The organism is Sphingopyxis sp. (assembly GCF_016704835.1).
Lineage (GTDB): Bacteria > Pseudomonadota > Alphaproteobacteria > Sphingomonadales > Sphingomonadaceae > Sphingopyxis.
The window spans coordinates 86177-108938 of sequence record NZ_JADIZJ010000009.1 but is presented as its reverse complement, the minus strand read 5'-3'; the positions used below and the strand labels follow the sequence as shown (position 1 = coordinate 108938).

Below are 22762 nucleotides of genomic sequence, written 5' to 3'. Positions count from 1 at the left end.
AGCGGTCGTAGAACACGCATTGGCGGACATGCTCGTCGAAATTGGCGGCGAATTCGGGATCGGCAGGGACCGCGTCGCTCGAGCAGCCGCGCGCCGTATATCATCCCGTTCTTCGAATAGTTGAGATCATCAGGAAGCCCGAACACCGTCTCGGCCGAACGCGTCAAATAGTCCCCCGCCTGGCTGGGCTTGCCATCAGCGCGAGCCCGAGCGACATTGGCAACGGTCGCCGGAGCGAGGCTCGGGACGACCGGTCGGTGACCTGCACATCCATCCGCGGCACCATCAGGCACATGCAGATCAGCGTCGCGCCGAGGAACCAATTGAGCCATGCGCGCCAGTTCTGCTTGAACGCCACCACGATCACCGCGAGCGCGAACCCCGCATGACAAGGGCAACCTGGATCAGGCTCTTGTATCCGCCTGCATTCCGTCCATGCGGCGACCGCGTTCAGGACATTGACGATGTATTCGCCGCCGCCGGTGGTGAAGATCTCGACCATGGTGCTCGCCTCAAGGAATGATCGAGCGCGACTGGAGCCCGCGCGACCAGTCGAGCGCGGCGGACATCGAGGGTGACATCGAGGCGGCAAGCGCGTTCTCGATCATCGCAGTCTTCTCGATGATTTGCATGATCGCCGAGACCTTGGCCTGTCCGGTCGCCTGCTGGACGAGGCCCGAACGCACCGGTGACCTGGCCGCGCCATATCGCGAGCTTTGCTTCGTCGGCGGCGATGAAGCTTGCTATCGAGCGCCCGGCTTCAACACAATCCGGTCAGATCGCATAGAGCAGATCGATGCTGGCGATTTCGGCGAGCGTGTCGCGGTCGTCGGTCGGCATGCCGCGACCATAGGCGGCCTGCACCGTGAGAATCTTGTACAAGGGGACCGAGGCCACCTGCAGCAGTTCCTTCTCAGCATTGCCGATTGAGGTGTCGGTGCGGATTGCATCGACCATGTTGCCGATGGGGGAGCGCACGCGGGGGCGGATTGCCTTGGCATTGGAAAGGCTCATCTGCTCGAATGTCGGATTGAGGCAGAGATCGGGTTCGTCGCAGCGAAACACGCGCACCGTCTGGCCCTGCGTCCCGTCGAGCAGCGCGCTCACGAGCGTCGAGGACGCATCGCCTGCGAAAGGCACGAACTTGCCTGGCTCATCGTCCTTGGGCGGCACATAGATCACCGTGCCGATAAGCGTCATGGCGTATTCGGCAAGCTCGCGGTCGAAAGTGCCGCCGGGATTGAAAAAGGCGCTCTTTTTCAGGACGTGCCAGGTGTAGTTGCGCGGCACGCCAGGATTGACGTCGGCATAGTCAGTGCCAGCGCCTTCATTGGTCGAGGCGCGCTGCCCCCGCGTGCCGCAGCCATGCTTCGCTGCGGCATAATCGGTGAAGATGCCTTCGGAATTGCCGATCGCTTCGCAGATCGCCTTGTCGGCGAGATCGCCCTTGGGCCACAGGCCGCCGACCAGACCCTGCGCCATTTCGCAGGAGTTGATCGAGAGATTATTCATGAGCTGCGCCTTCTGCGAAAACTCCTGCATGATCTTGTTGCACTCGGGGCAAACGGTATCGATCTGTGATGAAGGCGAACCAACCGCGTTGTTCGCCCTACGAGCGCGACCATCTCGCTCGCATTGATGAAGGAGAAGGAGCCCGCGAAGATGTCGATACCGCCACAACCCGCGCGGGCGCGGGGCAGCTGGAGATTGGCGATGTTCGTCGTCTTTTGCGGGAAGCGCGTCCAGACATTGCCGAGGCTGTAATAGCCCGCCGATTGGCCCTCGAAGGCGGTCGGGCCGGTGACATTGGCCGCCGCGCCCATATCATCCATGAACCTGTCCATGCTGTCGCCGACGTTGGCGGCGACCGGTGATGCGACCAGGCTGGCAGCGGCGAGGGTCAGCGCGTTTATTGCGAATTTTCGGAAGTCATGTCCGGCTTCCTTCGAGGGTGAGTGAGGTAGATGCGGTTCTGGAGCTCGTCGGCCGAGGCGCGCCATAACCAGAACGGGATCGGTCGCTTGAATCACGCCGTCCAGCGCTGGCGCCGGAGTGGCCTTGCCTTCAAGACCGAGTCTGGCGCGCTGGTTGGTCTCGACCTTGTAGTCCGGGAAATGGCGCGAAGGCCCGCCGTCGGTCGAGATGGCGCGCACAGTGATGCGCCAGCGGTCGGCGACTCCCTTGACGATGGGGCTTACACTACGCATGGGCCAGGGGTGGCGCTGAAAAAATAGGATGGCCGTGGCGCCGGAGAGCGTCGCCATGACTGTCCCGTTCGGCGCTGCGGGCATCCTGCCACTGCTTCTTCGCGACCGCTCCGACGGGCCGCTCGAGCGTGTAATCGAGTTCGGGGTCCTGCCAGATCGCGCGTTGCCAGACGTCGGAGAAGAGAGAGGCGCGGTCGAGCTGCGCGCGCTGGAAACGAATATAGGCCGCGACATTCGCCTCGGTCGGATAGAGGATCGCTCGCGCCTTCAACTCGCGCAGCTCGGACGTGATCGCGTCGAGTTCTTGGCTGGCCGGGACCGGTTCGGCTTCGGGTTGTTGCGGCTCTTCTTGGGGAACGGGCTTCACGCAGTAGAACCAATAGCCGAGCTTGCGCTCTTCGCAGTAGAGCGTATCGGCCGAGTTGGTTGACGAGGTGGCTTGCCGATCCTGGCTGTAGGCTGAGGTCACGGGAAGAGCAGTCATGCCCAGGGCCAGCGCCGCCATGCGATAGAGATGGGTCATGCCTTGCGTGTAGTAGTCGTCAACTTGCTGGATTGAGGATGCTGGTTCCGGTTCGTCAAAGACCGCGCGGCTTCAGAACTCGGCGTAGACTTCGGGCTGAAATCCATCCGGGAAAGATCGAGCTGCGCGAACTCGTCGAGGGTGAAGCCCTCGCACTGCTCTTCCTTGGGCTTGTCCCACGGTTTGGGGAGCTGCTTGCGGCCCTGTTCCTGGAGGATGCGCGAGAGCTTGCTCTCAAAGCAGCAATAAGCCTTCTTCTTGGTCAGGCAGACGCCAAGGAACTTCTTCGAACAATAGGTCCCGACATAGGCGCACAGCCCCTGCGCATCGCGCTGGTGGAGCAGCACTTCCTCGCGGTCGCAGCCGAGCGCGACCAGCAGGCTGATCCCCGGAATGAGCGGGAAACCCTTGCCCTTGCAGCAATTGAGCACGCCGAAGACCTTGGATGAGCAGGTGTTTCGGGTGCCGCGGAACAGCGTCAGCGTATTGGGATCGAACTGCCCGCGCGCTTCGTCCATCGCATGGAGCGCGGTGACCGCATGTTTGAACTCGTCATTGGCCGTGCGCTCGATCGTCTCGCAGCTGCCGTCGATGCAATAGACATCGCCATCGCACACATATTGCGTGGTGTTGTCGGTATCGGGCAGCGGGCATTCGTAAATGCGCTCCCAGGTCTCGCAAGGCGTTTCTTCGGTGAGACATTCGTCGCGGACAAACCGACAGGCTCCCTGGCTCTCGATATCCGAGCAGTCGGTTGCCGCTTCGCGCGACGTGCACGTGTAGCTGCGCTGCCATTCCCAGCACGGCCGGGTGACCGAGACGCCATCGATCATGCGGGTCTGCGGGTCGGCATCGGTGCAGATCTCTGCATCGAGCGTGCAATCGCCATTGTCTGCAAAGCCCGTGCACTGGCTCTCGTCGGGAATGGTATCGACCGTGCTGTCGGTGGTCACAGCATAGGGCGTGAAGCGCGCATCGGGCGCATCGCAGGAAATCTCGGCGACGGGATCGCCCGGCTCGGAGCAGAATCGGTTGAACCCGTTGTCCCACCACTGGAGGCAGAGACCGGGGCGATAGCCGGTGATGCGGCACGAGCCGCCATCGAAGGCCGAGCACCACGGAAGACCTTGGTAGATGCCGGTGTCGTTGCAGAGGTAATGCCATTGCTGGCGCTGAGTCACGTTGGCGACGAGCGGCACCGCGCATTGGCCCGCCGACTGGTCGATCCGCGTGCCGGTGTTGCAGGTCGCGGTGTAGGTCCCCGCCGAGCCAGAGCCGGGCGGCAGCGGGACGCAGGAGCCCTGGCCGCCGGAGATGTCCATGCCGCTGGTATAGTCGAGCGGCGTCTCGTTGATCGCGAGACTTCGCGCGATCACGTTTTCAATGTCCTGCGGGTCGAAGCGTGCACGGTTGGCGATGCTGTCGCGCATGGCGCGATAGCCTTGGTGTCCGGTGGCCGCTGACGCCGCATTGCTCTCGATCCGGTCGGGATCGTCGGCGAGCGTCTCGAGGTCGCGCACGGCATTGCGGTCGTAGTTGGGGAGGGTGGATGGGTCGGGCTGCGATCTGGCGGCTGCCTGCGCTTCGCCGCGCAGGCTTTCGCCAAAGGCCTTTCCGTCCGCCCGCGCATCCTGCTGCTGCGCGGAAAGGGGCGCGGCGACGGCGAGAAGGGCGAGCAATGCCAAGCGAAGGGAGTGTGTGAACTTCATGGCCGCTCTCCTTCGAGGCGGCGGAGATGCATGCCTGCGAGCTGCGCGCCCGGACCGCCTCCCGAAGCGAAGGTGTCGAGCACTTCGGCAACGCTGATATTGCCTGCGATGCGGTCGTGCGGCGGCAGGATGTCGCTGCAGTCGAACCCGTCGCAGGGGGCAAAATCGCTCGCGATCATCACGAAGCTCGGAGCGACCTCGATATCGAAGGCGCGGAAGAGGCGCGGGTCTATCCCGCGCGCACCGGCTTCGCTGCCATCGTTCCAGATGGCAGCGCTGCGATTCTTGAAGCGCACGCTGTCGCCTTGCGGAAATCCGCGCAGCACGGTGACGCCGCCCGCTCTCGAGACATCGCGAACCAGCGCCTTGAGCGAACGTTCCGGCATTCCCAGCGAGGCAAAGGCAATGAACCGGGGCGTCTCGCCCATCGCCGCCACTTCCGCATCGGCCTGGGCGCGGATCATGCCATCGAGATCGAGCGGGCCGGTGTCGGGAGTCGTCTCTGCCGTTTCTGCATAGGCAGCGCGGTTCGCGTGGGCCGTTTGCTGTGCTGCGCGCGCGTCTTCTGCCAGCGCATCGGCTTTCGTCCTCACCGATGTGGCGAGCGCTTCGGCATCGGCAGTATGCTCACTGGCGCGTGCGCGGATCTCGGCAAGATCGAGCTCGGGCGAACTCTCCTGCGCCGAAGCGGCGGCAAAGCGGCGGCGGTCGCCAGGCTGATAACGACGACAGGGGGAAGGCGTTTCTCATAATGCGCAGCAATTCCTCTTGCGCCAGACGAGGTATCCCATGTCTTCGCCGATGGCGGGGATGACCTGTCCGGGGGACTGGAAGGTGGTGGAAGCACCGATGGGCGGGCAGGCGAAGCGGCCCTTGGTCGCGGGGTTGGGGTTGGTGGCCTGGAATCGGTATTGCTGCTTGCGCATCACCGGCATCAGGTACTTGCCGCACAGGCCCTTCGATCCCATCGTCCCCCACGAGACGAGTTCGCGGTGAAGCTTGTAGGCGAAGCGCGAGAGCACGAGCCGCGAGGCCTGGACGTGGCCGATCGAGGCCGAAACATTGCCGTTCATGGGGTACATCGAACCCTGGCAACCCGCGCACCAGAACATCTCGTCGAGTGGCAGGTTGGCGGTCGATGCCGCGCAATCCGCAGCGCAGGCGGCCAGTGCCAGCGGGTTGGCGAAGAGCACCGCTTCGGGGTTGATGATCGCGGTGAGCTCGCTGTCCTGCCACAGCGGATCGATCTCGGAGATGTAGAGGATGTCGATCGAGCCGGGCTCAAGGCACAGGAAATCGGCGACGATCTCCATCCAATAGATCAGCGGATAGGCATACCAGTGGACGTGCCAGCTCGAATAATACTGGCTTGCTCCGCCCACCGCCGAAGGACCCGAGATCGAGCGAAAGCCGATGTCGAAGCCGGGATCAAGCTTCATCCCGCCGAGGTTCACGAAGCACCACGGCTTCATGCTGACATCGGCAAGCCGCACCGGCTCCCAGAACCCCATCGCGATGCCGGGCCGGAGCCCGCACAGACACACGGGCAGGTCGGGATTGTCCGGATCGGGACGATTGCTCGGCCAGATCTCGAGCCCGCCGACAGATATCGGGAACAGGCACGACCAGCAGATGTCGGTGATCGGATTGACGAACTGCCCGGTGCATTTGCCCGGACCGGCATCGGCCGAGGCCGGTGAGGAAAGAGCGAGCGACAATGCCGCTGTAACGAGGATCAGGAAGGCGCGGATGCTGCTCATGGCTGGGCCTTTCGGGGCGGCAGCGCGATTTCGCTTATCTCGAGCATTCGCCCGCTTTGGCGCACCCGCGCGGGGACGGCCTTAATGCCAAACTTTTGTGTGAGCTTGCCGCCCTGGTCGAAATAGAAGCGGCGCTGGCGTGCCTTCATTAGCTCGAGCGGCGCGCCTTTCACGAGAATCAGCTTGGCATTGGCGTCCTGCCTCAGCGCCCAACGGATCTGCGCCGGATCATCGCCGTCGAGGAACAGGAGGTCGGAACGCAGCTTGACGCTGTCGAGCGGATTGACCCGCGTTCCGGCAGCATGGATCAGCTCGCCTTTGGCGCCGCGGATATCGGCGGCAAGCGTGATCGTCGGATCGAACGGCCAGCTGCGATTTTCGCTCGCGCGGATCAGGCCGCCGACTGGGTCAGGCCGGTTGACCCGCGCGATGGTGCGTCGCTTCAATTCCTGGTTGAGACGGGCAGTCTCGCCCGACTTTTCCATTGCGGTGAGGCGCGAATGGATCTGTTCCAAGAGGTCGCGCTCGATGACAGGGAAGACCGCGCCGCGCTGGCCGTAGTCGCGCGCTTGCAGGCTGGCCGGGAGTGCAGCGAGTAGAAGTGCGCCGAGCGGAAGGAGGGAACGCATCACAGGATCGCCCTCCCGCTGCCGAGGATTTGCCCGCGGCAGACGAAGCCGATCTCTGCGTAGCGGCTGTCGAGCCCGCGCGGATGGCCCGTTCCGGTGTAGTAGCAATTGTCCGGTATCGCGCCTTCGGGACCGCGCGTGAGCGGAATGCCAAGGCGAGTGACCTCGCCGCGTCGCGACCTTCTTGCCATTGATGAACACTCCATCGTCCTCGTGGCGCACCACATCGCCGGGCATGCCAAGCACGCGCTTGCCGAACATTTGCGGTGCTTGACCGAAATGTGTGTCGACGAGCTCGCTTTGCGGCGGTTCGAAGAAGATCAGGCTGCCGCGCGCGATGGGCGCGTCACGATCGAGCCAGAACGCCCAGTTGGGGAGGCTCGGGCTGGCATTGATGAGGAAGGCGTGGTCCTTGCTGAAAGCATCGAGCGGTGCCCATGCAAAAGGCAGCAGGACGAGGCCGGACAGGAGCAAGGGGCGACGCAGGCGGAGCGGCAGTCTCATGGCTGCTCTCCACCTTCGAGTGGCTTGCGTTCGAGCTTCTCGGCGATGCGGCGTTCGAGTTCGGGAGTGGCGTCCTCGGCGGCCCCGGCAAGTACCGCTTCGGCCATCAGCACCACGCGGCCATCGTTCCCCATCTCGCCAACCGCGTTTTCCGCAGCCTGGAGGTAGGCAAGGCTTGCGGCCTGGACGGCCGCCGGATCGGCATCGGCGCGCGCAGCCTCTTCGACAAAAGTTCCGATCGTTTCGGCAAGGCGGACGGTGACGATGCGCTGCTCAGGAGAGCTGGCGATCTCGCGCGTCACCCAGGCGCCCCAGAGCAGCGCCGCAACCAGGGCTGCGGTGGCTACCAGTTTGAGAGCGAGCGAATGCGAAGTGTGGACCTGATCAGACATGGGCAGGGTCTCCTTCATTGAGGCGGCGATCGAGACGGCGCAGGAAGGCGGGCATGCGCAGCAAGGCAAGGCCTCCGGCGGCAATGAGGAATGCGATCTGGAGGTCCTGCGCAAAGAAGCGGCGCGCGATCGGTTCGGCGGTGTGGTAATGGTCGGCGAGGTTGCCGAGCTGAGCGAAAAGCAATCCCAGGTCCCAGCCTGCTACAGCCAAAAACACGAACAGCGGCAGGCCGAGGACCAGAAGAAGCGTGGTAACTGCGAAGCCTGTAGTTTCGATCAGAACGAGACAGGTGCCCTGAAACAGCTCCAGCCAGTCGATGGGTTGACGATCAGGCCTTGCCGTCATTGGTGTCGGGAGCGGGACGCGGTCTACGAGCGTGGTGGTTTCGAGCGTCATTATGCAGCTCCTTCCACACCTGCGACCAGCGCGACCGCGCGCTCCAGTGGCATCCCGCTTTCGACATGGCGGTGGATCTCGGCATAGGTGTCGGGATCGGAGGAGAAGATGGTTGCCGAGAGCGGATCGAGCACGAGCCGTCCGACGGCCTCCATCTCCGGACCTTTCAGATAGATCTCGCTGTATTCGGTGCCCGACCGCTTGAGGCTGCGGATCAGCGTCTCGGTCCGGTCGTCCATGTCGAGCCGCGCTTCTTTGCGGAAATCGGCAATGGTCTCGGGCTTTTGCTGGAGCACCAGCATCCAGTCGCTGTTTTCGAGTGCGGCGCGCGCGCCATCGGACTTGTAGTAGTCGTTGAGGGACTGGGTGGCGGTCGCAAGCGCGCCGCCATATTTGCGTGCAGTGCGGGCGTAGGTCTCGACGAACTCGCCCATCGACCCGCCCTTGAGCATCGCCCAGGCCTCATCGATCAGCAGCAGTTTCTTGGTCGCGCGCGAGCTGCGCGTCATCGCCTGGCCGGTCATGAACATGATCGCCGAAAGGACGACGCTTCTGAGTTCCTCGCGGCTCGCAAGGTCGCTCATCTCGAACACGGTAAAATCGTCCTCGAGCGCGAAACTCGCTTTGCCGGAGAAGAACCCGGCATAGCTGCCACCGCGGCAGAAGGGCGCGATCGCGGTCGCCAAATCCTTGCCCGCCTCGTTCTCGCTTGAGTGCAGTGCGTGCGCGACATCGTCGATCGCCCCGCCGCTGCCGAGCGCTTCCCAGACCTGCGTCACCGCGCGGTCGATGAGGCCGCGTTCGGTGTCGGAGGGTGCCGCGCTCGGCCGGGCCATCTGGCCCACGATCGCCTTGATCATCGCAAAGCAATCGAGCCGGTAGTCCTCGTCTTCATGCGCGCGGGCATCGTCGACCATCGAGAAGGGGTTCAACGAGAAGCCCGAGGCGAGTGTGAACTCGACAAAGCGGCCGCCCTGCAATTTGACCGAGTGCTCGAAGCTGCGCCCGTCATCGATCACGACGACCTTGGCGCCGGCACCGCGCAAGGCAGTGCACAGCTCCTGCAGCAGCACCGATTTGCCCGAGCCCGACTTCCCGCAGATCGCGATGTTGTGGTTGCCTGCTGTGTTCTCGAAGGGAGACCAGAAGAAGGGCTGGCCGCGCCGTCCAAGCAGCAGCAGGTGCGGTATCTCGCCCCCGAGATACTCGCCCTGCATCGGTGCGATGTTCGCCGCCGTTGTCGAAAGCATCGTCCGGAAGCGCTTGAGACGCGCCATGTCGTGGACGAGCCCGTCGGCAAGGCTCAGGGGGAAGGCGGCGACGAGACCCTGCAATTGCAGAAAACGCTCGTCGGCAAGATCCCATCCGGCCGCCTTGTAGATCGCCTTGACCGTGCGCTCATGCGCATCGCCATCGCCGAGCGGCGAAATGGTGGTGAGGCCGTAGAAGAGCTTGACCAGCTTCTTGCCTGCCTGGAGTTCGGCCTGGACGTGTTTCCACTCCGCCGACTGCTCGGAGAGCCTGGGCAGGAAACGCGCGCTCTTGGTCTCGGAAAGACTGGTGGTGCGCATGAACTTGTAGCCCGCGCGCGCAGATGCCGTTTCCTGGTCGGGATAGTGCAGGCACAGCATGGTGGCGGCAGGGCAAGGGAAGCGCAGCTTGTCGGTGAACATGTCGCCGATGAGGCGTGCGCACTTCCCACGGCGCCCAGCGTTCGGGGGTCGATCGCACGCCGTAATGGCGCACATCGAAGCGGTCGGGATAGCATTCTCCCATCTTCGGAATGCCATCGCGGGTGCGCCCCGTCTCGCGGAAGCGTTCGGTGCGCAGGATCAGCCGGTCGTCCTCGACCTCGAGTTCGATGTCGCGCCGGATGGCCTGAACGTCGAGCGTGTCCTCGCGATTCCAGTGCGTGCGTTCCGGTTCTCGCGCCGTTGTTGGCGAGGTCAGTTCATCGACGAGTTCGAGCAGGCCCGCCGGCTCGAGCGCGTTCGACGCGAGCCCTAGAGAATTGAGCATTCCCATGAGCCCGTTGCTGCATTCGGTTAGCTCTGCGTCGGTGACATGGCCCGGAACCGGGACACCTAGCGAGACAATCAGGCGTACATGGCGCGCGTGGAACGGTGCATGCGCCGAGCCCGATTGCCACACAAGATCGTAGAGCCGGTTTGTACGCGCTTTTGCGATGGCTTCGTAGATGCCGCCCTGCTCGTAGCGCGGTCCAAACCACGGGGCCACGATCGCCCCGATCCTGGGCGACGCAAAGTTCAGGACTTGGAGGCAGGCCCCCTGCGGCAGGCTCTCGGAAAAGAACTGGCCAAGGATCTCGCCGGTGCGCTCGTCCGCCCCGATCAGCGGGGTGACTTCGAGCACGAAGCCCTTCGAATGCGCGTTGCGATAGAGGCCGGATCCTTCGTCGAAGACGCGGTAGGGCAGCCAGTCTGACAACATGTCGAGCGAGAAATGCGCCTGCGGATGGTCGGCGCGCTTGGCTTCGCCGAATAGCCCGGAAAGCAGCGCATCGCGCGCGGACGCAAGCGAAAGGTTCATCGCGTCTCTCCTTCAGGCGAAACAGGGTGGGGCACCCGGCCGGGGGAGGGGGAACGGCCAGGTGCCCCTTGGTCCGGCGCCGAAGCGCCGGGCAGCTCCGGCGCGCCCTGGGAGGGGATAACCAGGAGGTCCGGAAGCTGCTGGGGGAGGGAAGAGGGAACGGTGGCGGCGCCTTCTACGTCGCCGGTGTCGGTAGCGGTGGCCGGGTTCTGACTGGCGCGGCCGAGCGCGCGCAGGACATCGCCGGTCGAAAGTGGGGCGCGCCAGTCCGATACAGGCTTCTCTGTAAGCGGCACGTGCACAACGCGCGCTTCGTGCTCGCGGCCGTTTGCGTCGCGCCAGGCCGCGAGGACGACACGCAAAGTGCGACCATTCGCTGGTGACAAAGAAGGTGCGTTCGCGCCCTGCGGTTGCATCGCATTCGTTGCCTGCTCATCAATCGCGGAGGTGGGCGCACAGCTGCTTGTCGGAGCGCGGCAGGCGAAATCGCCTTTGACATTGCCGCCGAGCGTTGTGCAGCCGCCGATTGTCAAAGCAAGGCTTGCCAGCGTGCCGAGTTTCATGAGCCGCGCGCTCATTTGCGGCCTCCCGGCTTGGCATTCGCGAACTTCCGCAGCGTTGCCGCATCGCGGTAGCCGTGGAGGACCGCGCCGTCGCTTGCGCGCACAATCACCGGGGTTCCGGCAAAGCCATTGGCACGCGCGAAGGCTTCGTTGGTATCGAGCGCCTCGCCGACGTCGCAATTGGCCGGGGCCGAAGGCGCGCGTCCGGCATAAGCAGCATGGAGCGCCTTTGCCTTGTCTTTGGCGCAGAGCACGCCTTCAGACATGCGGCGGCTCGATGCACCGAAGATCGAGATCGGGCGTTCTTCGACCAGCACGGCGGCCGCTTCGAGCTCGCCCGTCAGCCGCTGGCAGTAGCCGCACTGGAAATCGGAGAAAACAACGAGCCGTGGACCCCTGCGGTTGCCCCAGAGGACCGCGCCATCCTTGGGCAGGCCTGAAAGGTCCACCATGGTCTTGGCGGGCGCGGTTCGCGCTTCCGGAGAATGCGTTTCCGCACGGCCTGCCGCCCGTGCCGCTCCGGCAGCGAGCAGGTCCGGATTGAGCTCGAGCAGCCGCGCTGCCGTCACATCGCGGCGTTCTTCGAGGTCGTAGAGACGCCCGACGAAGAGATAGCGGGCGGCTTCGTCGATATAGAACAGGCTCTCGCCCGAGACGACCTCGCACCACGGCGCGAACGTCGTGCAGTCGAGCGCGTCGATCGGCGTTTTGGGCAGGCGCAGCTTCAATGCCTGTGCGACATCGCGCGCAATAGCGGCCTGAGCCGGCATGGCGGTAACCACCGCAACTCCGCTGGTAAGCAGCGCCGCTGCGCTGGCCGCGGCAAGCGAGAGGTGGGCGACGCGGGCCTTCAGACCCGGCCGGAATTCATTGAAATTCATTGGGAAGTGCTCCTGACATGGACGCCGTCGAGGAAGACGATCTCGACTGCGATGCCGGTCGGCATCTCGACGACGGGTTGGTATTGTTCTGCGCGTTCGATGAGATATTTGCTGACCGTGTCGGCCGCTTCGCCCGCGCCCTGCCCGAAGCCGCCTGCAAGGATGTCGGTGGGGGACAGTGCCTGGCGCGCGCCGTCTTCGCCGACACGCCCTGCAAAGACGCCGTTGGCGTTGGCCGAGAAACCGCGTCCGAAGCCGCCGACGATCCCGGCGAGCAGCGCCTGGCTGACAAGGCTGCCTTCGCGGCTGACAACGCGTCCGCGCACGCCGGACTTTCCAGCAAAAGCGATAAACCCTTTCACCTCGCTGACCGCGTAGCGACCGCCCGGCTGCGCGCAGGTCATGCGCACAAGCTTCACGTAGACCTTCTCGGCCGAGAGATCGCCGCGCGCCGCACCGTTGACGAGACAGCCGGTGAGATCGGTTGTGAGCAGGCGATTGCCCTTGAGCACCGAGCGGGCTGGTCCTGTGATGCGCAGCACCACGGGCAAGGGATCGCTCTGGCTGGTAACACCGGTCGATGCGTCGACGCCGACGATAACTGTCGCGGGTGCATAGCTGTTAGGCGGCAGGTAGTCGCGGCTCGCCTCGAGCAGCAGCGGCGGCGAGCCATCGCTCGATCTCGCAGGTGAAGCCTTTGCTTTCTCGCCATCGAAACTCAGCAAGCTGGCTTTGGGCTCGGCCAACGCTGTGGGATCGAGCGCAGCTGGCGAACCGCCTCCCTGGCGCGGGTCGGCAGGAGCAACCGGTGTGGCGGGAGGATTGGCCCGGACGGTTTCGAGCTCGCTGCGCAGCGCCGCATTCTCCGCCGAGATCGCATCGATCGCGGCCTGTCCATCGCTCAGCATCCGCGCGTTCTCGCCGCGCAGCGTTTCGAGCTCCTGCTCGATCGCGCTCTTGGGAAGCTGGCTTTCCTGGAGGTCCTTGATCGCCTTGCCCTGCGCGTCGAGACGGTTGCCATAGGTGGCAACGAACTCGCGCTGCGACAGGTTGCGATTGACGAGGCCGCCGGTGTCGATGGTGGTTGCACCTCCCTCTTCGCCGGTCTGGGCATCGTCGCCGCCGAAGATGAACATCGATCCGGCGATCAGGGCGGCCGCACCAATCCCGCCGAGCAGCAGCTTCTGGCGCTGCGCTATCCCAGAATGGAGATTCGATCGCTTTGCCCCGCCTTGATCTTTGGCGTGGAGCTTCCTGGATGTCGGGGAAGTATTGTCGGCCATCACTCGAGCCCTCCCTTGGCGAAGACAAGGAAGGCTTGCGCCGTCTCGCCGGGAGCAAGCGCATCGCGGCCATAGGCAAAGGCAAGTGCACCCGCAGGCGCTTCGCGCTCGCTGGAAAGATCGATGGGTTCGGAACCAAGGTTGCGCAGGGTGAAGGCCTGGCCGGTCAGCTCGGCGCCTTCATATTCGGCGACTTGCTGGACCTCGAGGCTGCCCGTCCGGCGCGGTCGCGAAAGCGCAGCCCTTGCGCGAAACCCGGGCAGCACCGCGTCATTCGCCATTGCCTCGATCAGGCGAAGTGTGGCGTCGTCGCGGCTCGGTGAGCCTTCTTCCCAGTCGGCGGCCTCGGACTTGGCGAGCGCCGGATTGGTGACGAAGAGCTGGCTCGCGTCCTCACCCTCGACCCGGCAGGCGAACTTGTAGACATGGCCCGCGCTGCTGGTGGCGAAGAAGCTGACTCGGGCGCTCGCATATTGGAGCGGCACCGAGACATAGATGTCGCCGCGCACCGGCTCGTGCGTCACTTCGAAATCGTTGTAGGGAAAGCCGCTCGCCATCTTGGAGACATTGGCAAAGCCGTCTTCGACGAGCGCGATGCGAGTGAGCGCACCGCGCGCCAGCACGCAGTCGATGGTCGCGCCGTCGGCGGCTTCGACGAACTGGTCCGCCTGGGCTGGCGCAGCAAAAGCGCAGGTCAGGGCAGCAAGCGCGACGCTGGTCAATGCGGTCGGGAAGGGTCGGGCAAGGAGACTCATAGGTCTTCCTCCTCGTTGGCGTTGGGAAGCTGACGGAAACCCGAGAGGCCGAGGCTGAGACCGCGGCGGTTCCAGGTGAATTCGAAGCTGCGCTCCTGGCTCGCGATGACCTGCGCTCCGACGAAGGTCTTGAGCGTGCCGGTCACAGTAGAGGTCAGCGCCTCGGTATCGACGCGCATCGAGGCGATGACGAAGGCCTGGCTGATGTCCGAGCCCCGCTGCTCGTCGACGATCTTGACCAGTTCGGCCTTGAGCTGTCCGCGCGCTGCCGGATCGGCGACCTCCAGGATCTGCCCCATCCAGTAGTCGAGGCTTTCGGGCGCGCGGTTGAGGAGCATCAGCGCGGTGTCGCGCGTAACGAGTTCCAGATACTGCGCTTCGATACCGCCGCTGCTGAGCGCGACCCGTTCTGACGTGATCGGCACGAGCACGAGCGTGTCGTCGCGCGTCGCTGCCGCGCCGACTGCGAGCACGGTGGTGAGACCGAGCAATCCGGCAAGCGCCGCAAAGCGATTGCGCTGCTTCAGATGGCGCTGCGCTTCCTCGTAGGCGAATTCGTGTTTCATCGATGTCCTCCCTCAGCCTGCGAGCAGGCGGCAATGGGAGGGCGGCGTGGCTTTCAGCCCGAGAAAACTCCCCGGAAGGTACCAGTAGGCAGCGTGCACCAGTTTCGAGCCTGCGCCTGAAGCTTTCGCCTTCCGCAAGGCGAACCAGGTTATGACCGATAGGCCAGTGCCGATGATGATGTGCTGCGCGAGAATGCCCCAGGCGAACGGGACGAGCAGTCCCGCGAACTCGTCGATTGTCCAGAAGCCGATTAGCTCCGGATCGTCGAGCCGCCGTGGAACAAGGTACGTGTCGGCCATGCCGCCCTCCCGTCGAGACCTGCGATCAGATGGTCGCGGTCACGACCGAAGTGACGATCGGAACGCCGGTGCCGACACCGATGCCGACGCCCACTGGCACTGCGACCTGTCCGAGCGCGAAACGGCCTGAAGCAAGCGCGATAAGGCCGCCGGCAAGGCTGAGGACGGTGATGATCTTGCCGCCTGAGCCTTCGAGGAAGTCGGTAAATTTCTGCAGCGCAGGGTCGAAGGTCGTATCCGCGCCGGCATAGGCTGCGCTGGCGCAGGCAAGAGCTATGGCAGCGGGAAGAAAGTAGTCGCGGGCGCGAACGCTGTTCTTGTGGTGTTGCGGAAGGGTGCTTGCTTTGGTCATCGAGGAACTCCGTTTCAAACATTGGCAGCGATGCGTTCGCTGTATGTTCTTTCCTCGATCCAAAGGGAGGGTGTAGGAAACTCCGATCGTGACTGGGCCGATCAATGACCAGGCGAAAAGCGACAATTTTCCGCGATCGGCTGCGAATTGCGCTCTCAGGTCGTGGTCCTGCATCTCGATGACCGAGATATGCGCCGCGGGTGACGGGTATTGCGCTTTGACGACCGGCTTCTGCGCGAATCAAGATTCGGCGACGATCCGCCTCATCCTATAAGTTCTATCTTTGTTCTTTTCACTTTCCTACAGTCTTCCTGCTCGGTTAGCGCGACTCTTTAGTTGAGCAATCCTTAGGAAGGTCCATTGGTCAGTCCCGACAAGTCCGCAGGCAAACAACTGCATGAAGGTCTCGCCAGCTTACTGGCTGCCACTGTCTCGAACAGCGGCAAGACTCGCATCGAGATTGCCCGTCAAACATCAATCCATAAGGATGCGCTCCGCCGCATCCTGACCGGCGAACGGGCAGCCTCACTTGCTGAAGCATCGCACATATTGAACGCCTGCGGGGTCGATCCGAAGCTGTCGCTTGCGCTTTTCATACTGACCGACGCGGACCAGGCGATCCAGTGGATCGATACCGAGGTCGGCGACTTCCTCGGCGCATTCTTTACCGGACTACCCGTCGCCTTGACCTGCGAACTCGGCTCAAGGCTGCAGGAAGTGCGGCCACGCTGGGCGAAGGGAACAGCGCAAAGGCTCGCACGCCTCCTCTCCGATCACATTGATGATCTCGAACGAAGAGACGCACTCTATATCGAAAACGTCAACGGGAGCGTCGATGACTAAACCGGAAACTCCACTCTCGGGCGGTCCGGCGAACGCCGTTGACTATGTTGCGGAGCCATCAGAGCGGCTGTTGCGCCTTCCTGAAGTCATGGAGCGCGTAGGCCTCAGGCGCACAGCTATCTACCAGAGAATGAGGGAAGGGCGGTTTCCGCAATCGAGGTCGCTCGGGTCTCGCTGCACCGTCTGGGTGGAGTCCAAGTCAACGACTGGATCGCTCGTATCAAAAGGTCTTGAAAGCGTCTGGACTGGGCTTGCTCCTCTATCGAGCTGACGCATCAAGCCATGGCTAAGTTTAGCCTCGTATAACGCGCACATTATCCGGATAATTCCGGTTTCACAAAAATCAGGCAACATGTGCGATTGCCATATCGAGCCGCGATACGGATCTTATTTCGATCGGAATTGCGACAATCTATCCCAAACAAGCACCCTTGGCCGAGCCGTGGTTGGTCGGCCAAGGGTGACGCTTTCTTGTGCGAAAAGTTTCGCAGGCTTACTGCTTCGTGATCGCGGTGATCGTGTTGCCTTCATCGGTCGCCTCGACCGTGAATTTGATCGCATCGCCAACCGAGATGTCGCCGCGCACTTCCTCGCTGGCATCAAATGCCATGACCATCTGCGGCCAGCCCAGTTCTGCAACGGGTTCATGATCGACGGTGATGGTGCCTGCCTCGGCATCGATGGCGGTGACGGTTCCTACAGCGCTGGCCGTTTTTGCGCCATCAACCGCATCCATCGCCGACATGTCGTGTCCTTCCATCGCCATCCCGTCCATCGGCATGTCTTCCATGGTCTCTGTTTCCTGCGCGCTATCGCAAGCAGCGAGGGCCAGGGGCGCAGCAAGCAGCATCATAAGGGTTGAGGTACGGATTCAGTTTCTCCTTCAGATTGTGGTGACCGCTGGGGCCGGGGGCGCCGCATCAAGAGGTATGCGGGGGGAATAGCGAACATCGACAACAGCGGGGCGGTGATCATGCCGCCGACCATCGGCGCGGCTAATCGCTTCGAAATCCTCCGCGCTTGCAAGCTCGAGACCGCGCTCTTCGGCTCCGCGGACGATCGCTTCTGCAAGCGGATGCTCGGACCCGCGTTCGAGCGAGGCCGCCAAGCGCAACAGCTCCGTTTGTTCAAACCCTGGCTCGGCGGTGACAGCAACCAGTCTGGGCTTTCCTTCGGTGAGCGTGCCGGTCTTGTCGACAATCAGCGTGTCGATGGTTTCGAAGCGCTCGAGCGCTTCGGCGTTCTTGATGAGCACTCCGACCTGAGCGCCTCGGCCGGTTGCAGTCATGATCGACATCGGTGTTGCAAGACCAAGAGCGCACGGGCAGGCAATGATCAGAACGGCAACAGCTGCTACCAGCGCGTAGGCCAAGGCAGGCTGCGGTCCCCAGACAGCCCAAGCGATGAAGGCGAGGTTGGCAATCGCAATGACTGCCGGAACGAACAGTCCAGCGACCTTATCGGCGTATTTCTGAATTGGTGCGCGCGAGCGCTGAGCGGCGGCGACCATATCGACGATCTGTGCAAGCATCGTATCGGAGCCGACGCGCTTAGCCTCGATCACGAGACTGCCCGTACCATTGATTGTTGCACCTGTGACGCCGTCCCCTTCGACTTTCTCCACCGGAACGGGCTCGCCGGTAATCATGCTTTCATCGATTGATGAGCGCCCCTTGAGAACCACGCCATCGACCGGGACTTTGTCGCCCGGTCTCACTCTGATCCTGTCGCCGACAACGACCTCTTCGAGCGGGATTTCATCCTCGGTGCCATTGTCCCTGATCACACGGGCTGTCTTAGCAGCGAGATCGAGCAGCGCACGAATGGCTTTGCCGGTGCCTTCACGGGCACGCAGCTCCATCACCTGGCCTAGCAGGACCAGAGTTACGATGACCGCTGCCGCTTCGAAATAGACACCCACGTGGCCTTCGGCATCGCGAAAGCCGTCGGGAAAAATATCGGGAGCAACAATCGCTGCAACACTGAATATCCAAGCCGCGCTGACGCCCATCGCGATGAGCGAGAACATGTTGAGGTTCCAAGTCCTGAACGAGTTCCAACCCCGTTCAAGAAACGGCCATCCGCACCACAGAACAACAGGGGTTCCCAAGACGAATTCGGTCCACAAGGTGGCGCGCTCGCCCAGAATGTCGCGCACTCCTGGCCAGCCCAGAAATGGCCCCATTGTGAGCACCAGCAGTGGGAGTGAGCACCGCGCCGATCCAGAACCTTCTGGTAAAGTCGACGAGTTCGGGGTTGGGGCCCTCTTCGACCATAGCGGCCGATCTGTTCGAGCCCCATGCCGCAAAGCGGACACGAACCCATTTTGGGTTGGCGAACCTGGGGGTGCATCGGGCAGGTGTAAACCGGGCCTTCATAGTCCGCTGGAACGGCGTCGTATCGTCCGTCGTCAGCTGCCGCGGTGTCACCATGTTGATGCGCGCAATGAGCGTGGTCCATTATCGGCTCCGTTCGTTCATATGATGCTACCGAGCTTGCGGATAGCGAGATGCAATCAGTGCTATCGGTTGCGAGCTCGGAAGAAGCGGTAGAGCGGCACGGCCAGCCCCGCGATGTACCAACCGTAAAGAAAGCTGCCGATCGCCCCGGCGATGAAACCGGTCAGCGTGAGCCATTCAAACCCAGGAGCCACGGCGCCCAGGCCTCGTGCATGCGGAATTGCGCAGGGCGAGCAACCCAAAACCAATGCAGATGAGGTAGCTGGCGAGAAGGAAGACGCTCAGCGTCCATCCCCAAGTCATGATCGAGGCTCTCAAAGGCGTATCAGACATTATAAGCTCCAATTGAAATATACTATAGGGGGGTATAGTATTTGCGATGCAGTGTCCGTCGTCAGAACATTTGGCGCAGATCGCGGCGTAAATTAGTGGAGAGCGGGCCTCGTCTGGGGATTGATATTAGGCGGCGAGCTTTCGGTGCTGCAAGCGCCGATATTGGATGGTCTGTCGTTTGATCCTTTCGCGCTGTTTGATGATGGCCGGTGCCCTGCCGAAGTAGGCGTCGGCGGGCGTCACGTTACCGAGGCTTTCGTGGTATCGGCGGTGATTATAATGGTCGATGAAGGCCTCGATCTGGGCCTCAAGATCGCCAGGCAGGAAGTAATTTTCGAGCAGGATGCGGTTTTTGAGGGTCTGGTGCCAGCGCTCGATCTTGCCCTGGGTTTGCGGGTGCATGGGGGCACCGCGGACATGGGTCATCTTGTTGGCCTCGATATATTCGGCCAGTTCGCCCGCGATGTAGCTCGGACCATTGTCGCTGAGCAGCCTGGGCTTGTGCAGCACCGTGGCGCTGTCGCAGCCGGAAGCCGCCAGGGCGAGGTCCAGCGTGTCGGTCACGTCCTCGGCCCGCATGTTGGTACACAGCTTCCAGGCAATGACGTAGCGCGAGAAGTCGTCGAGCACGGTCGATAGGTACAGCCAGCCCCCACCCGATGATCTTGAAGTAGGTGAAGTCGGTCTGCCACATCTCGTTCGGGCGGGTGGTCCTGGTGTGGAACGCATCGGCGGCCTTGATCACGACATAGGCCGGACTGGTGATCAGGTCAGGTGGGCCTTGAGAAGCCGGTAAACCGTGGCTTCCGACACGAAGTAGCGCCTCTCGTCGGTGAAGCGCACAGCCAGTTCTCGAGGGGATAGTTCGGTCGTCTCCAGCGCCATCTCGACGATCTGGTCCCGGATGTCATCACCGATGCGATTCCACACCCGGCTTGGCGCCGATGGCCGATCTTCCAGGGCCTCCGGCCCGCCTTCGAGGTAGCGGTCGTACCACCGATAGAAGGTCCGGCGAGCGATGCCGAGCTGGTCCAGCGTGCGCTTGGCCGGCAGATGTGACTGCTCGACGATCCTGATGATCTCGAGCTTCTCGGATGCGGGATACCTCATTCGTCGTCGCCCCCATCCGCAATCATGCTTTTTTTGAGCAGGCGGTTTTCGAGTGTCAGGTCGGCCACACATTCCTTCAGGGCACGGGCTTCGCGGCGCAAGTCCTGCACCTCGCCGGTGGTTGCGGCGCGGGCTGTGTCGCCAGCAAGCCGTCGCTTCCCGGCCTCCATGAACTCCTTCGACCAGGTGTAATACAGGCTCTGGGCGATGCCTTCCTTGCGGCACAGCTCGGCAATGCTGTCCTCACCGCGCAAGCCTTCCAGCACGATCCTGATTTTGTCCTCTGCGGAGAAGTGCCGGCGCGTCGCACGCCGTATGTCCTTCACCACCCGCTCAGCAGGGGCCTTCGTCAGCGATTTTTTCAAGGAGGATTTGGGCTTCATCTTCGTTCCTTCGTCACTACGACGAAGCCCAAATCCTCCTTAAATCACAACCTCAATTCTGTGCCATTGGTGCTGACGGCGGACACATATGGATAAGCACGATGAAGAGGGGACGGAACATCACAGGGGTGATGCGTTCCGCGAGCCATGAGGCGCTAGCGAAGTCGGTGACCCGACAATCGAGATAAATTCCACTGCACGAAGTGCGCTTCGCGACTATCGCGGCCAGTACTTCAGTGTTCAGTGTGGTTCAGCGAGGTCACTCAAAGCACCATGGGACCAAGACAGGCATGCTCGGCGCTGGCTGAAATTGTTTAGCTCGCGGTCTGGCTTACGCGCGTGGGAAACATCGGTTCTTCTGCCGAGTTTTGACATGGTGGACGGTCCATCAAGGGCAGGAGCCCTGCCGTAATGAAGGTGAGATGCCGGCCAATTTATACTAGGGAATCGGTTCGTCGCGGAGGATGAACTGGTTACCGCAACCACCGGTGGTTGGGGGTATCGCTGGGGGTATTTTCGGGACGGAGAAATAAAGGGTCTTTGTTTATCAGGGGCTTATGCACTCCTTCTCGTTCCCTCCTCCGCTACCAAGATTTATCCATGTTTTCTGCGGGTTCAGCAGGCCGTCAGACGTACCTGCATTTTTTGCCTCAGGCGATCCTCATGACACAAAAACGCCGCCGGTTACCGGCGGCGTCTTCGTGATAATTCAGCCGGAATTAACCGAACGAAACTGCCAGTTTGCTCCGACGCTTCGCCGAGCGCATGGTCCCTCCGATAAGGCCGAAGCCAACCAACATCATCGCCCAAGCCGCAGGTTCCGGTACAGCGTTATTCACCGGCGCGTAAGGTGTCGAACCAGTGAGCGCCTGGTTGCCGATGTTTACGTAGCCGTTGATATAGGGCTGGCCAAAGGCTCGGCTTCCGAAACGACCTTCAGCGTGCCGCCACTCAGGCTGAACAGATAATTCTGTCCCTCGAAGGTGAAGGTCGAGTTGAAAACAAGGCCGTTAAAATTGCCGTTGTTGTACTGCACCATAGCTGCGGGATCGTCTGCGAGCGTGAAGAGAAAGTCGCCGAAGTTAAACACGAATGCATCCGACGCGGGGACGCCATTGCTACCAAGAGCAACGTTGGCAAACCCGCTTCCCGCCCCAGGGACCAAATCGGCGTCAAAAACGAAGCTTCCTGTGAAAGTGTCGTTAGGGAAGAACGGGTCCAGCAGCGGATTCCGCACGTTGGCATTTCCTCCGAAAATAGCCGCGGAGAAGTTCGTCTTTACCAACGTCGCGGCCTGAGCTGGCAGCGAGACGACAGCCAGCAGCAGAGCTGCGGCGAATGAGCGCTTGATCATAGTAATCCCCAATCAGAAATGCATGTACCCCGCAATTCCGACTGCAGAATCGCTCGCACAGCGTGCAGCCGGCCCATCGCTAAGGCAACCATCCATTAACCATATGTGTATCGTTTTGGAACGGCGCCCTAGCGTCGGCCGTACACCATCTCAGCGTCACGCCTCGCACGTACCGCATCGCCAAAGCGGGTGAACTCGCCGAGCTCCACGCGCTCTCCATCGACGCTGATGCGCGCACGCCAGCGACTCTTGGCTCGGCGCCAGTGCACCCCGGTTTGCCCACTGCGATTGTCGACACGCATGCCGCCCCGCGGTCGGGGAGGGGCAGGGGCGCGCAGGTTGCTGATGCGCAGATCGCTGCGATCGGGGCCGACGAAGCGGACCTGCCCCGCGGGCCATGCGTCGTGATGGATGGCCCAGGCGATGCACTGAGCCTTGTACGAGCGGCTCGCGATGCTCACGGTACGATAGCCCTGCCCATCGTCAGTGTGGGCGGCGTCTGTGCCCGCATAGCGCGCGTTCCACTTGTCGAGGTCAGTAGGGACGGACAGGCCATGTGTTGCCAGCGTCTCGGCGTCCCTGGGGCGCCAGGTCAGGGCGCCCGTGGCCGGGTCATATGCCAAGAGGGCGCGGAGGGCTTCAGGGCTCAGAATGTCATTGCGGGTCATCGTGCTACCTCGGGAGCAGGAGGGCGCTAGAGCGCCCGTTTCGATGTCCGGCATGATGGGCGAACAGGCAGCGAACATCAACGAAAAACGGCGGAAAACTGCGGAAAAAAATCGCGGGTCCTACCTACGGCTTTTCGATTTCATATGCGCTGTGGGACCGCGAAAAACGCATCAGGCCCGGTTTTCGGTGTTCGGCACAATTTGAACTTCTAGTTTGTCGGTACACATCAGCCAGAATCGG

The 22762-nt window shown here is 62.5% G+C and carries 20 protein-coding genes and 7 pseudogenes; 2 read left to right on the top strand and 25 right to left on the bottom strand.

The features are described 5' to 3' along the window. Positions 1-163: 163 nt before the first annotated feature. From IPF76_RS13730 to IPF76_RS13645, 18 genes and pseudogenes are all read right to left on the bottom strand, one after another. Entirely contained in the window at positions 164-502 is a 339-nt protein-coding gene (locus tag IPF76_RS13730; RefSeq protein WP_293845029.1) for a conjugal transfer protein TraG N-terminal domain-containing protein, read from the bottom strand. 10 nt (positions 503-512) lie between these two features. Next, a pseudogene (locus IPF76_RS13725) lies at positions 513-1844 on the bottom strand (conjugal transfer protein TraH). Between the two features lie 81 nt (positions 1845-1925). Next, positions 1926-2730: pseudogene (locus IPF76_RS13720) on the bottom strand (conjugal transfer protein TraF); the annotation flags it as partial. Continuing rightward, positions 2731-4439: pseudogene (locus IPF76_RS13715) on the bottom strand (conjugal transfer protein TraN); the annotation flags it as partial. It abuts the pseudogene before it with no gap. Further along, positions 4436-5032 carry a type-F conjugative transfer system pilin assembly protein TrbC gene (trbC, locus tag IPF76_RS13710; protein ID WP_293845026.1) on the bottom strand — a complete coding sequence of 199 codons (597 nt, stop codon included), beginning with the start codon at positions 5030-5032 and terminating at the stop codon, positions 4436-4438. The gene trbC and the pseudogene IPF76_RS13715, both read right to left, overlap by 4 nt. A 153-nt stretch (positions 5033-5185) precedes the next feature. Continuing rightward, positions 5186-6199, bottom strand: a complete 1014-nt coding sequence (gene traU / locus IPF76_RS13705; RefSeq protein WP_054588511.1) for a conjugal transfer pilus assembly protein TraU — start codon at positions 6197-6199, stop codon at positions 5186-5188. Next, the gene (gene traW, locus IPF76_RS13700; protein WP_054588510.1) at positions 6196-6828 is read right to left on the bottom strand and encodes a type-F conjugative transfer system protein TraW; all 633 of its coding nucleotides are present in this window, start codon (positions 6826-6828) and stop codon (positions 6196-6198) included. Before traW ends, traU begins: the two co-directional genes overlap by 4 nt. Continuing rightward, positions 6828-7332, bottom strand: a pseudogene (locus IPF76_RS13695) (S26 family signal peptidase). Before IPF76_RS13695 ends, traW begins: the two are co-directional and overlap by 1 nt. Beyond that, on the bottom strand, positions 7329-7724 hold the full coding sequence (locus tag IPF76_RS13690) for a TrbI F-type domain-containing protein (RefSeq protein ID WP_054588508.1): 396 nt from the start codon (positions 7722-7724) through the stop codon (positions 7329-7331). The pseudogene IPF76_RS13695 and the gene IPF76_RS13690 overlap by 4 nt, the downstream one beginning before the upstream one ends. Next, complete coding sequence (locus tag IPF76_RS13685; RefSeq protein ID WP_034953502.1) at positions 7717-8121, bottom strand: hypothetical protein; 405 nt, start codon at positions 8119-8121, stop codon at positions 7717-7719. The genes IPF76_RS13690 and IPF76_RS13685 overlap by 8 nt, the downstream gene beginning before the upstream one ends. After that, positions 8121-10671: pseudogene (traC, locus tag IPF76_RS13680) on the bottom strand (type IV secretion system protein TraC). Before traC ends, IPF76_RS13685 begins: the two are co-directional and overlap by 1 nt. Continuing rightward, positions 10668-11249 carry a hypothetical protein gene (locus IPF76_RS13675; protein WP_173585659.1) on the bottom strand — a complete coding sequence of 194 codons (582 nt, stop codon included), beginning with the start codon at positions 11247-11249 and terminating at the stop codon, positions 10668-10670. The pseudogene traC and the gene IPF76_RS13675 overlap by 4 nt, the downstream one beginning before the upstream one ends. Then, a complete protein-coding gene (locus tag IPF76_RS13670; protein WP_054588505.1) occupies positions 11246-12115 on the bottom strand; it encodes a DsbC family protein in 870 nt (289 codons plus the stop codon). Before IPF76_RS13670 ends, IPF76_RS13675 begins: the two co-directional genes overlap by 4 nt. Beyond that, positions 12112-13398 (bottom strand): TraB/VirB10 family protein, encoded by a 1287-nt coding sequence (locus IPF76_RS13665; protein ID WP_293845020.1) that lies wholly within the window; start codon positions 13396-13398, stop codon positions 12112-12114. Before IPF76_RS13665 ends, IPF76_RS13670 begins: the two co-directional genes overlap by 4 nt. After that, positions 13398-14153, bottom strand: coding sequence for a type-F conjugative transfer system secretin TraK (locus IPF76_RS13660; protein ID WP_054588503.1), 756 nt, complete (start codon positions 14151-14153; stop codon positions 13398-13400). The genes IPF76_RS13665 and IPF76_RS13660 overlap by 1 nt, the downstream gene beginning before the upstream one ends. Beyond that, complete coding sequence (locus IPF76_RS13655) at positions 14150-14719, bottom strand: type IV conjugative transfer system protein TraE (protein WP_054588502.1); 570 nt, start codon at positions 14717-14719, stop codon at positions 14150-14152. Before IPF76_RS13655 ends, IPF76_RS13660 begins: the two co-directional genes overlap by 4 nt. A 12-nt stretch (positions 14720-14731) precedes the next feature. Then, a complete protein-coding gene (gene traL, locus IPF76_RS13650) occupies positions 14732-15019 on the bottom strand; it encodes a type IV conjugative transfer system protein TraL (RefSeq protein ID WP_054588501.1) in 288 nt (95 codons plus the stop codon). A 25-nt stretch (positions 15020-15044) separates the two neighbouring features. Beyond that, positions 15045-15371, bottom strand: a complete 327-nt coding sequence (locus IPF76_RS13645) for a TrbC/VirB2 family protein (protein ID WP_034953512.1) — start codon at positions 15369-15371, stop codon at positions 15045-15047. Between the two features lie 360 nt (positions 15372-15731). Here IPF76_RS13645 and IPF76_RS13640 point away from each other — a divergent pair, with 360 nt between their 5' ends. Both IPF76_RS13640 and IPF76_RS20875 read left to right on the top strand, forming a co-directional pair. Continuing rightward, a complete protein-coding gene (locus IPF76_RS13640) occupies positions 15732-16214 on the top strand; it encodes a helix-turn-helix transcriptional regulator (RefSeq protein WP_054588500.1) in 483 nt (160 codons plus the stop codon). Next, complete coding sequence (locus IPF76_RS20875) at positions 16153-16485, top strand: AlpA family phage regulatory protein (RefSeq protein ID WP_366499695.1); 333 nt, start codon at positions 16153-16155, stop codon at positions 16483-16485. Before IPF76_RS13640 ends, IPF76_RS20875 begins: the two co-directional genes overlap by 62 nt. A gap of 222 nt (positions 16486-16707) precedes the next feature. Here the strand turns inward: IPF76_RS20875 and IPF76_RS13630 are convergent, their stop codons facing one another. From IPF76_RS13630 to IPF76_RS13600, 7 genes and pseudogenes are all read right to left on the bottom strand, one after another. Then, on the bottom strand, positions 16708-17067 hold the full coding sequence (locus IPF76_RS13630; protein ID WP_054588499.1) for a copper-binding protein: 360 nt from the start codon (positions 17065-17067) through the stop codon (positions 16708-16710). A gap of 171 nt (positions 17068-17238) precedes the next feature. Next, a pseudogene (locus IPF76_RS13625) lies at positions 17239-18590 on the bottom strand (heavy metal translocating P-type ATPase); the annotation flags it as partial. 145 nt (positions 18591-18735) lie between these two features. Beyond that, positions 18736-18867, bottom strand: coding sequence for a hypothetical protein (locus tag IPF76_RS13620; RefSeq protein ID WP_293845008.1), 132 nt, complete (start codon positions 18865-18867; stop codon positions 18736-18738). A gap of 265 nt (positions 18868-19132) precedes the next feature. After that, positions 19133-20499 (bottom strand): annotated as a pseudogene (locus tag IPF76_RS13615) (IS3 family transposase). Positions 20500-21218: 719 nt separating this feature from the next. Further along, positions 21219-21338 carry a PEPxxWA-CTERM sorting domain-containing protein gene (locus IPF76_RS13610; protein WP_293845005.1) on the bottom strand — a complete coding sequence of 40 codons (120 nt, stop codon included), beginning with the start codon at positions 21336-21338 and terminating at the stop codon, positions 21219-21221. 44 nt (positions 21339-21382) lie between these two features. Then, positions 21383-21853, bottom strand: coding sequence for a hypothetical protein (locus IPF76_RS13605; RefSeq protein ID WP_293845002.1), 471 nt, complete (start codon positions 21851-21853; stop codon positions 21383-21385). A 128-nt stretch (positions 21854-21981) separates the two neighbouring features. Continuing rightward, positions 21982-22521: a hypothetical protein gene (locus IPF76_RS13600; protein WP_293844999.1), complete on the bottom strand. Its 540-nt coding sequence runs from the start codon at positions 22519-22521 to the stop codon at positions 21982-21984. Between the last annotated feature and the right edge of the window lie 241 nt (positions 22522-22762).

Excerpts from the sequence above, each read along its gene's own strand:
- IPF76_RS13730 (WP_293845029.1), bottom strand. The coding sequence starts at position 502 with ATGGTCGAGATCTTCACCACCGGCGGCGGCGAATACATCGTCAATGTC.
- traU (WP_054588511.1), bottom strand. The coding sequence starts at position 6,199 with ATGAGCAGCATCCGCGCCTTCCTGATCCTCGTTACAGCGGCATTGTCG.
- traW (WP_054588510.1), bottom strand. The coding sequence starts at position 6,828 with ATGCGTTCCCTCCTTCCGCTCGGCGCACTTCTACTCGCTGCACTCCCG.
- IPF76_RS13690 (WP_054588508.1), bottom strand. The coding sequence starts at position 7,724 with ATGTCTGATCAGGTCCACACTTCGCATTCGCTCGCTCTCAAACTGGTA.
- IPF76_RS13685 (WP_034953502.1), bottom strand. The coding sequence starts at position 8,121 with ATGACGCTCGAAACCACCACGCTCGTAGACCGCGTCCCGCTCCCGACA.
- IPF76_RS13675 (WP_173585659.1), bottom strand. The coding sequence starts at position 11,249 with ATGAGCGCGCGGCTCATGAAACTCGGCACGCTGGCAAGCCTTGCTTTG.
- IPF76_RS13670 (WP_054588505.1), bottom strand. The coding sequence starts at position 12,115 with ATGAATTTCAATGAATTCCGGCCGGGTCTGAAGGCCCGCGTCGCCCAC.
- IPF76_RS13665 (WP_293845020.1), bottom strand. The coding sequence starts at position 13,398 with ATGGCCGACAATACTTCCCCGACATCCAGGAAGCTCCACGCCAAAGAT.
- IPF76_RS13660 (WP_054588503.1), bottom strand. The coding sequence starts at position 14,153 with ATGAGTCTCCTTGCCCGACCCTTCCCGACCGCATTGACCAGCGTCGCG.
- IPF76_RS13655 (WP_054588502.1), bottom strand. The coding sequence starts at position 14,719 with ATGAAACACGAATTCGCCTACGAGGAAGCGCAGCGCCATCTGAAGCAG.
- traL (WP_054588501.1), bottom strand. The coding sequence starts at position 15,019 with ATGGCCGACACGTACCTTGTTCCACGGCGGCTCGACGATCCGGAGCTA.
- IPF76_RS13645 (WP_034953512.1), bottom strand. The coding sequence starts at position 15,371 with ATGACCAAAGCAAGCACCCTTCCGCAACACCACAAGAACAGCGTTCGC.
- IPF76_RS20875 (WP_366499695.1), top strand. The coding sequence starts at position 16,153 with ATGATCTCGAACGAAGAGACGCACTCTATATCGAAAACGTCAACGGGA.
- IPF76_RS13630 (WP_054588499.1), bottom strand. The coding sequence starts at position 17,067 with ATGATGCTGCTTGCTGCGCCCCTGGCCCTCGCTGCTTGCGATAGCGCG.
- IPF76_RS13605 (WP_293845002.1), bottom strand. The coding sequence starts at position 21,853 with ATGATCAAGCGCTCATTCGCCGCAGCTCTGCTGCTGGCTGTCGTCTCG.
- IPF76_RS13600 (WP_293844999.1), bottom strand. The coding sequence starts at position 22,521 with ATGACCCGCAATGACATTCTGAGCCCTGAAGCCCTCCGCGCCCTCTTG.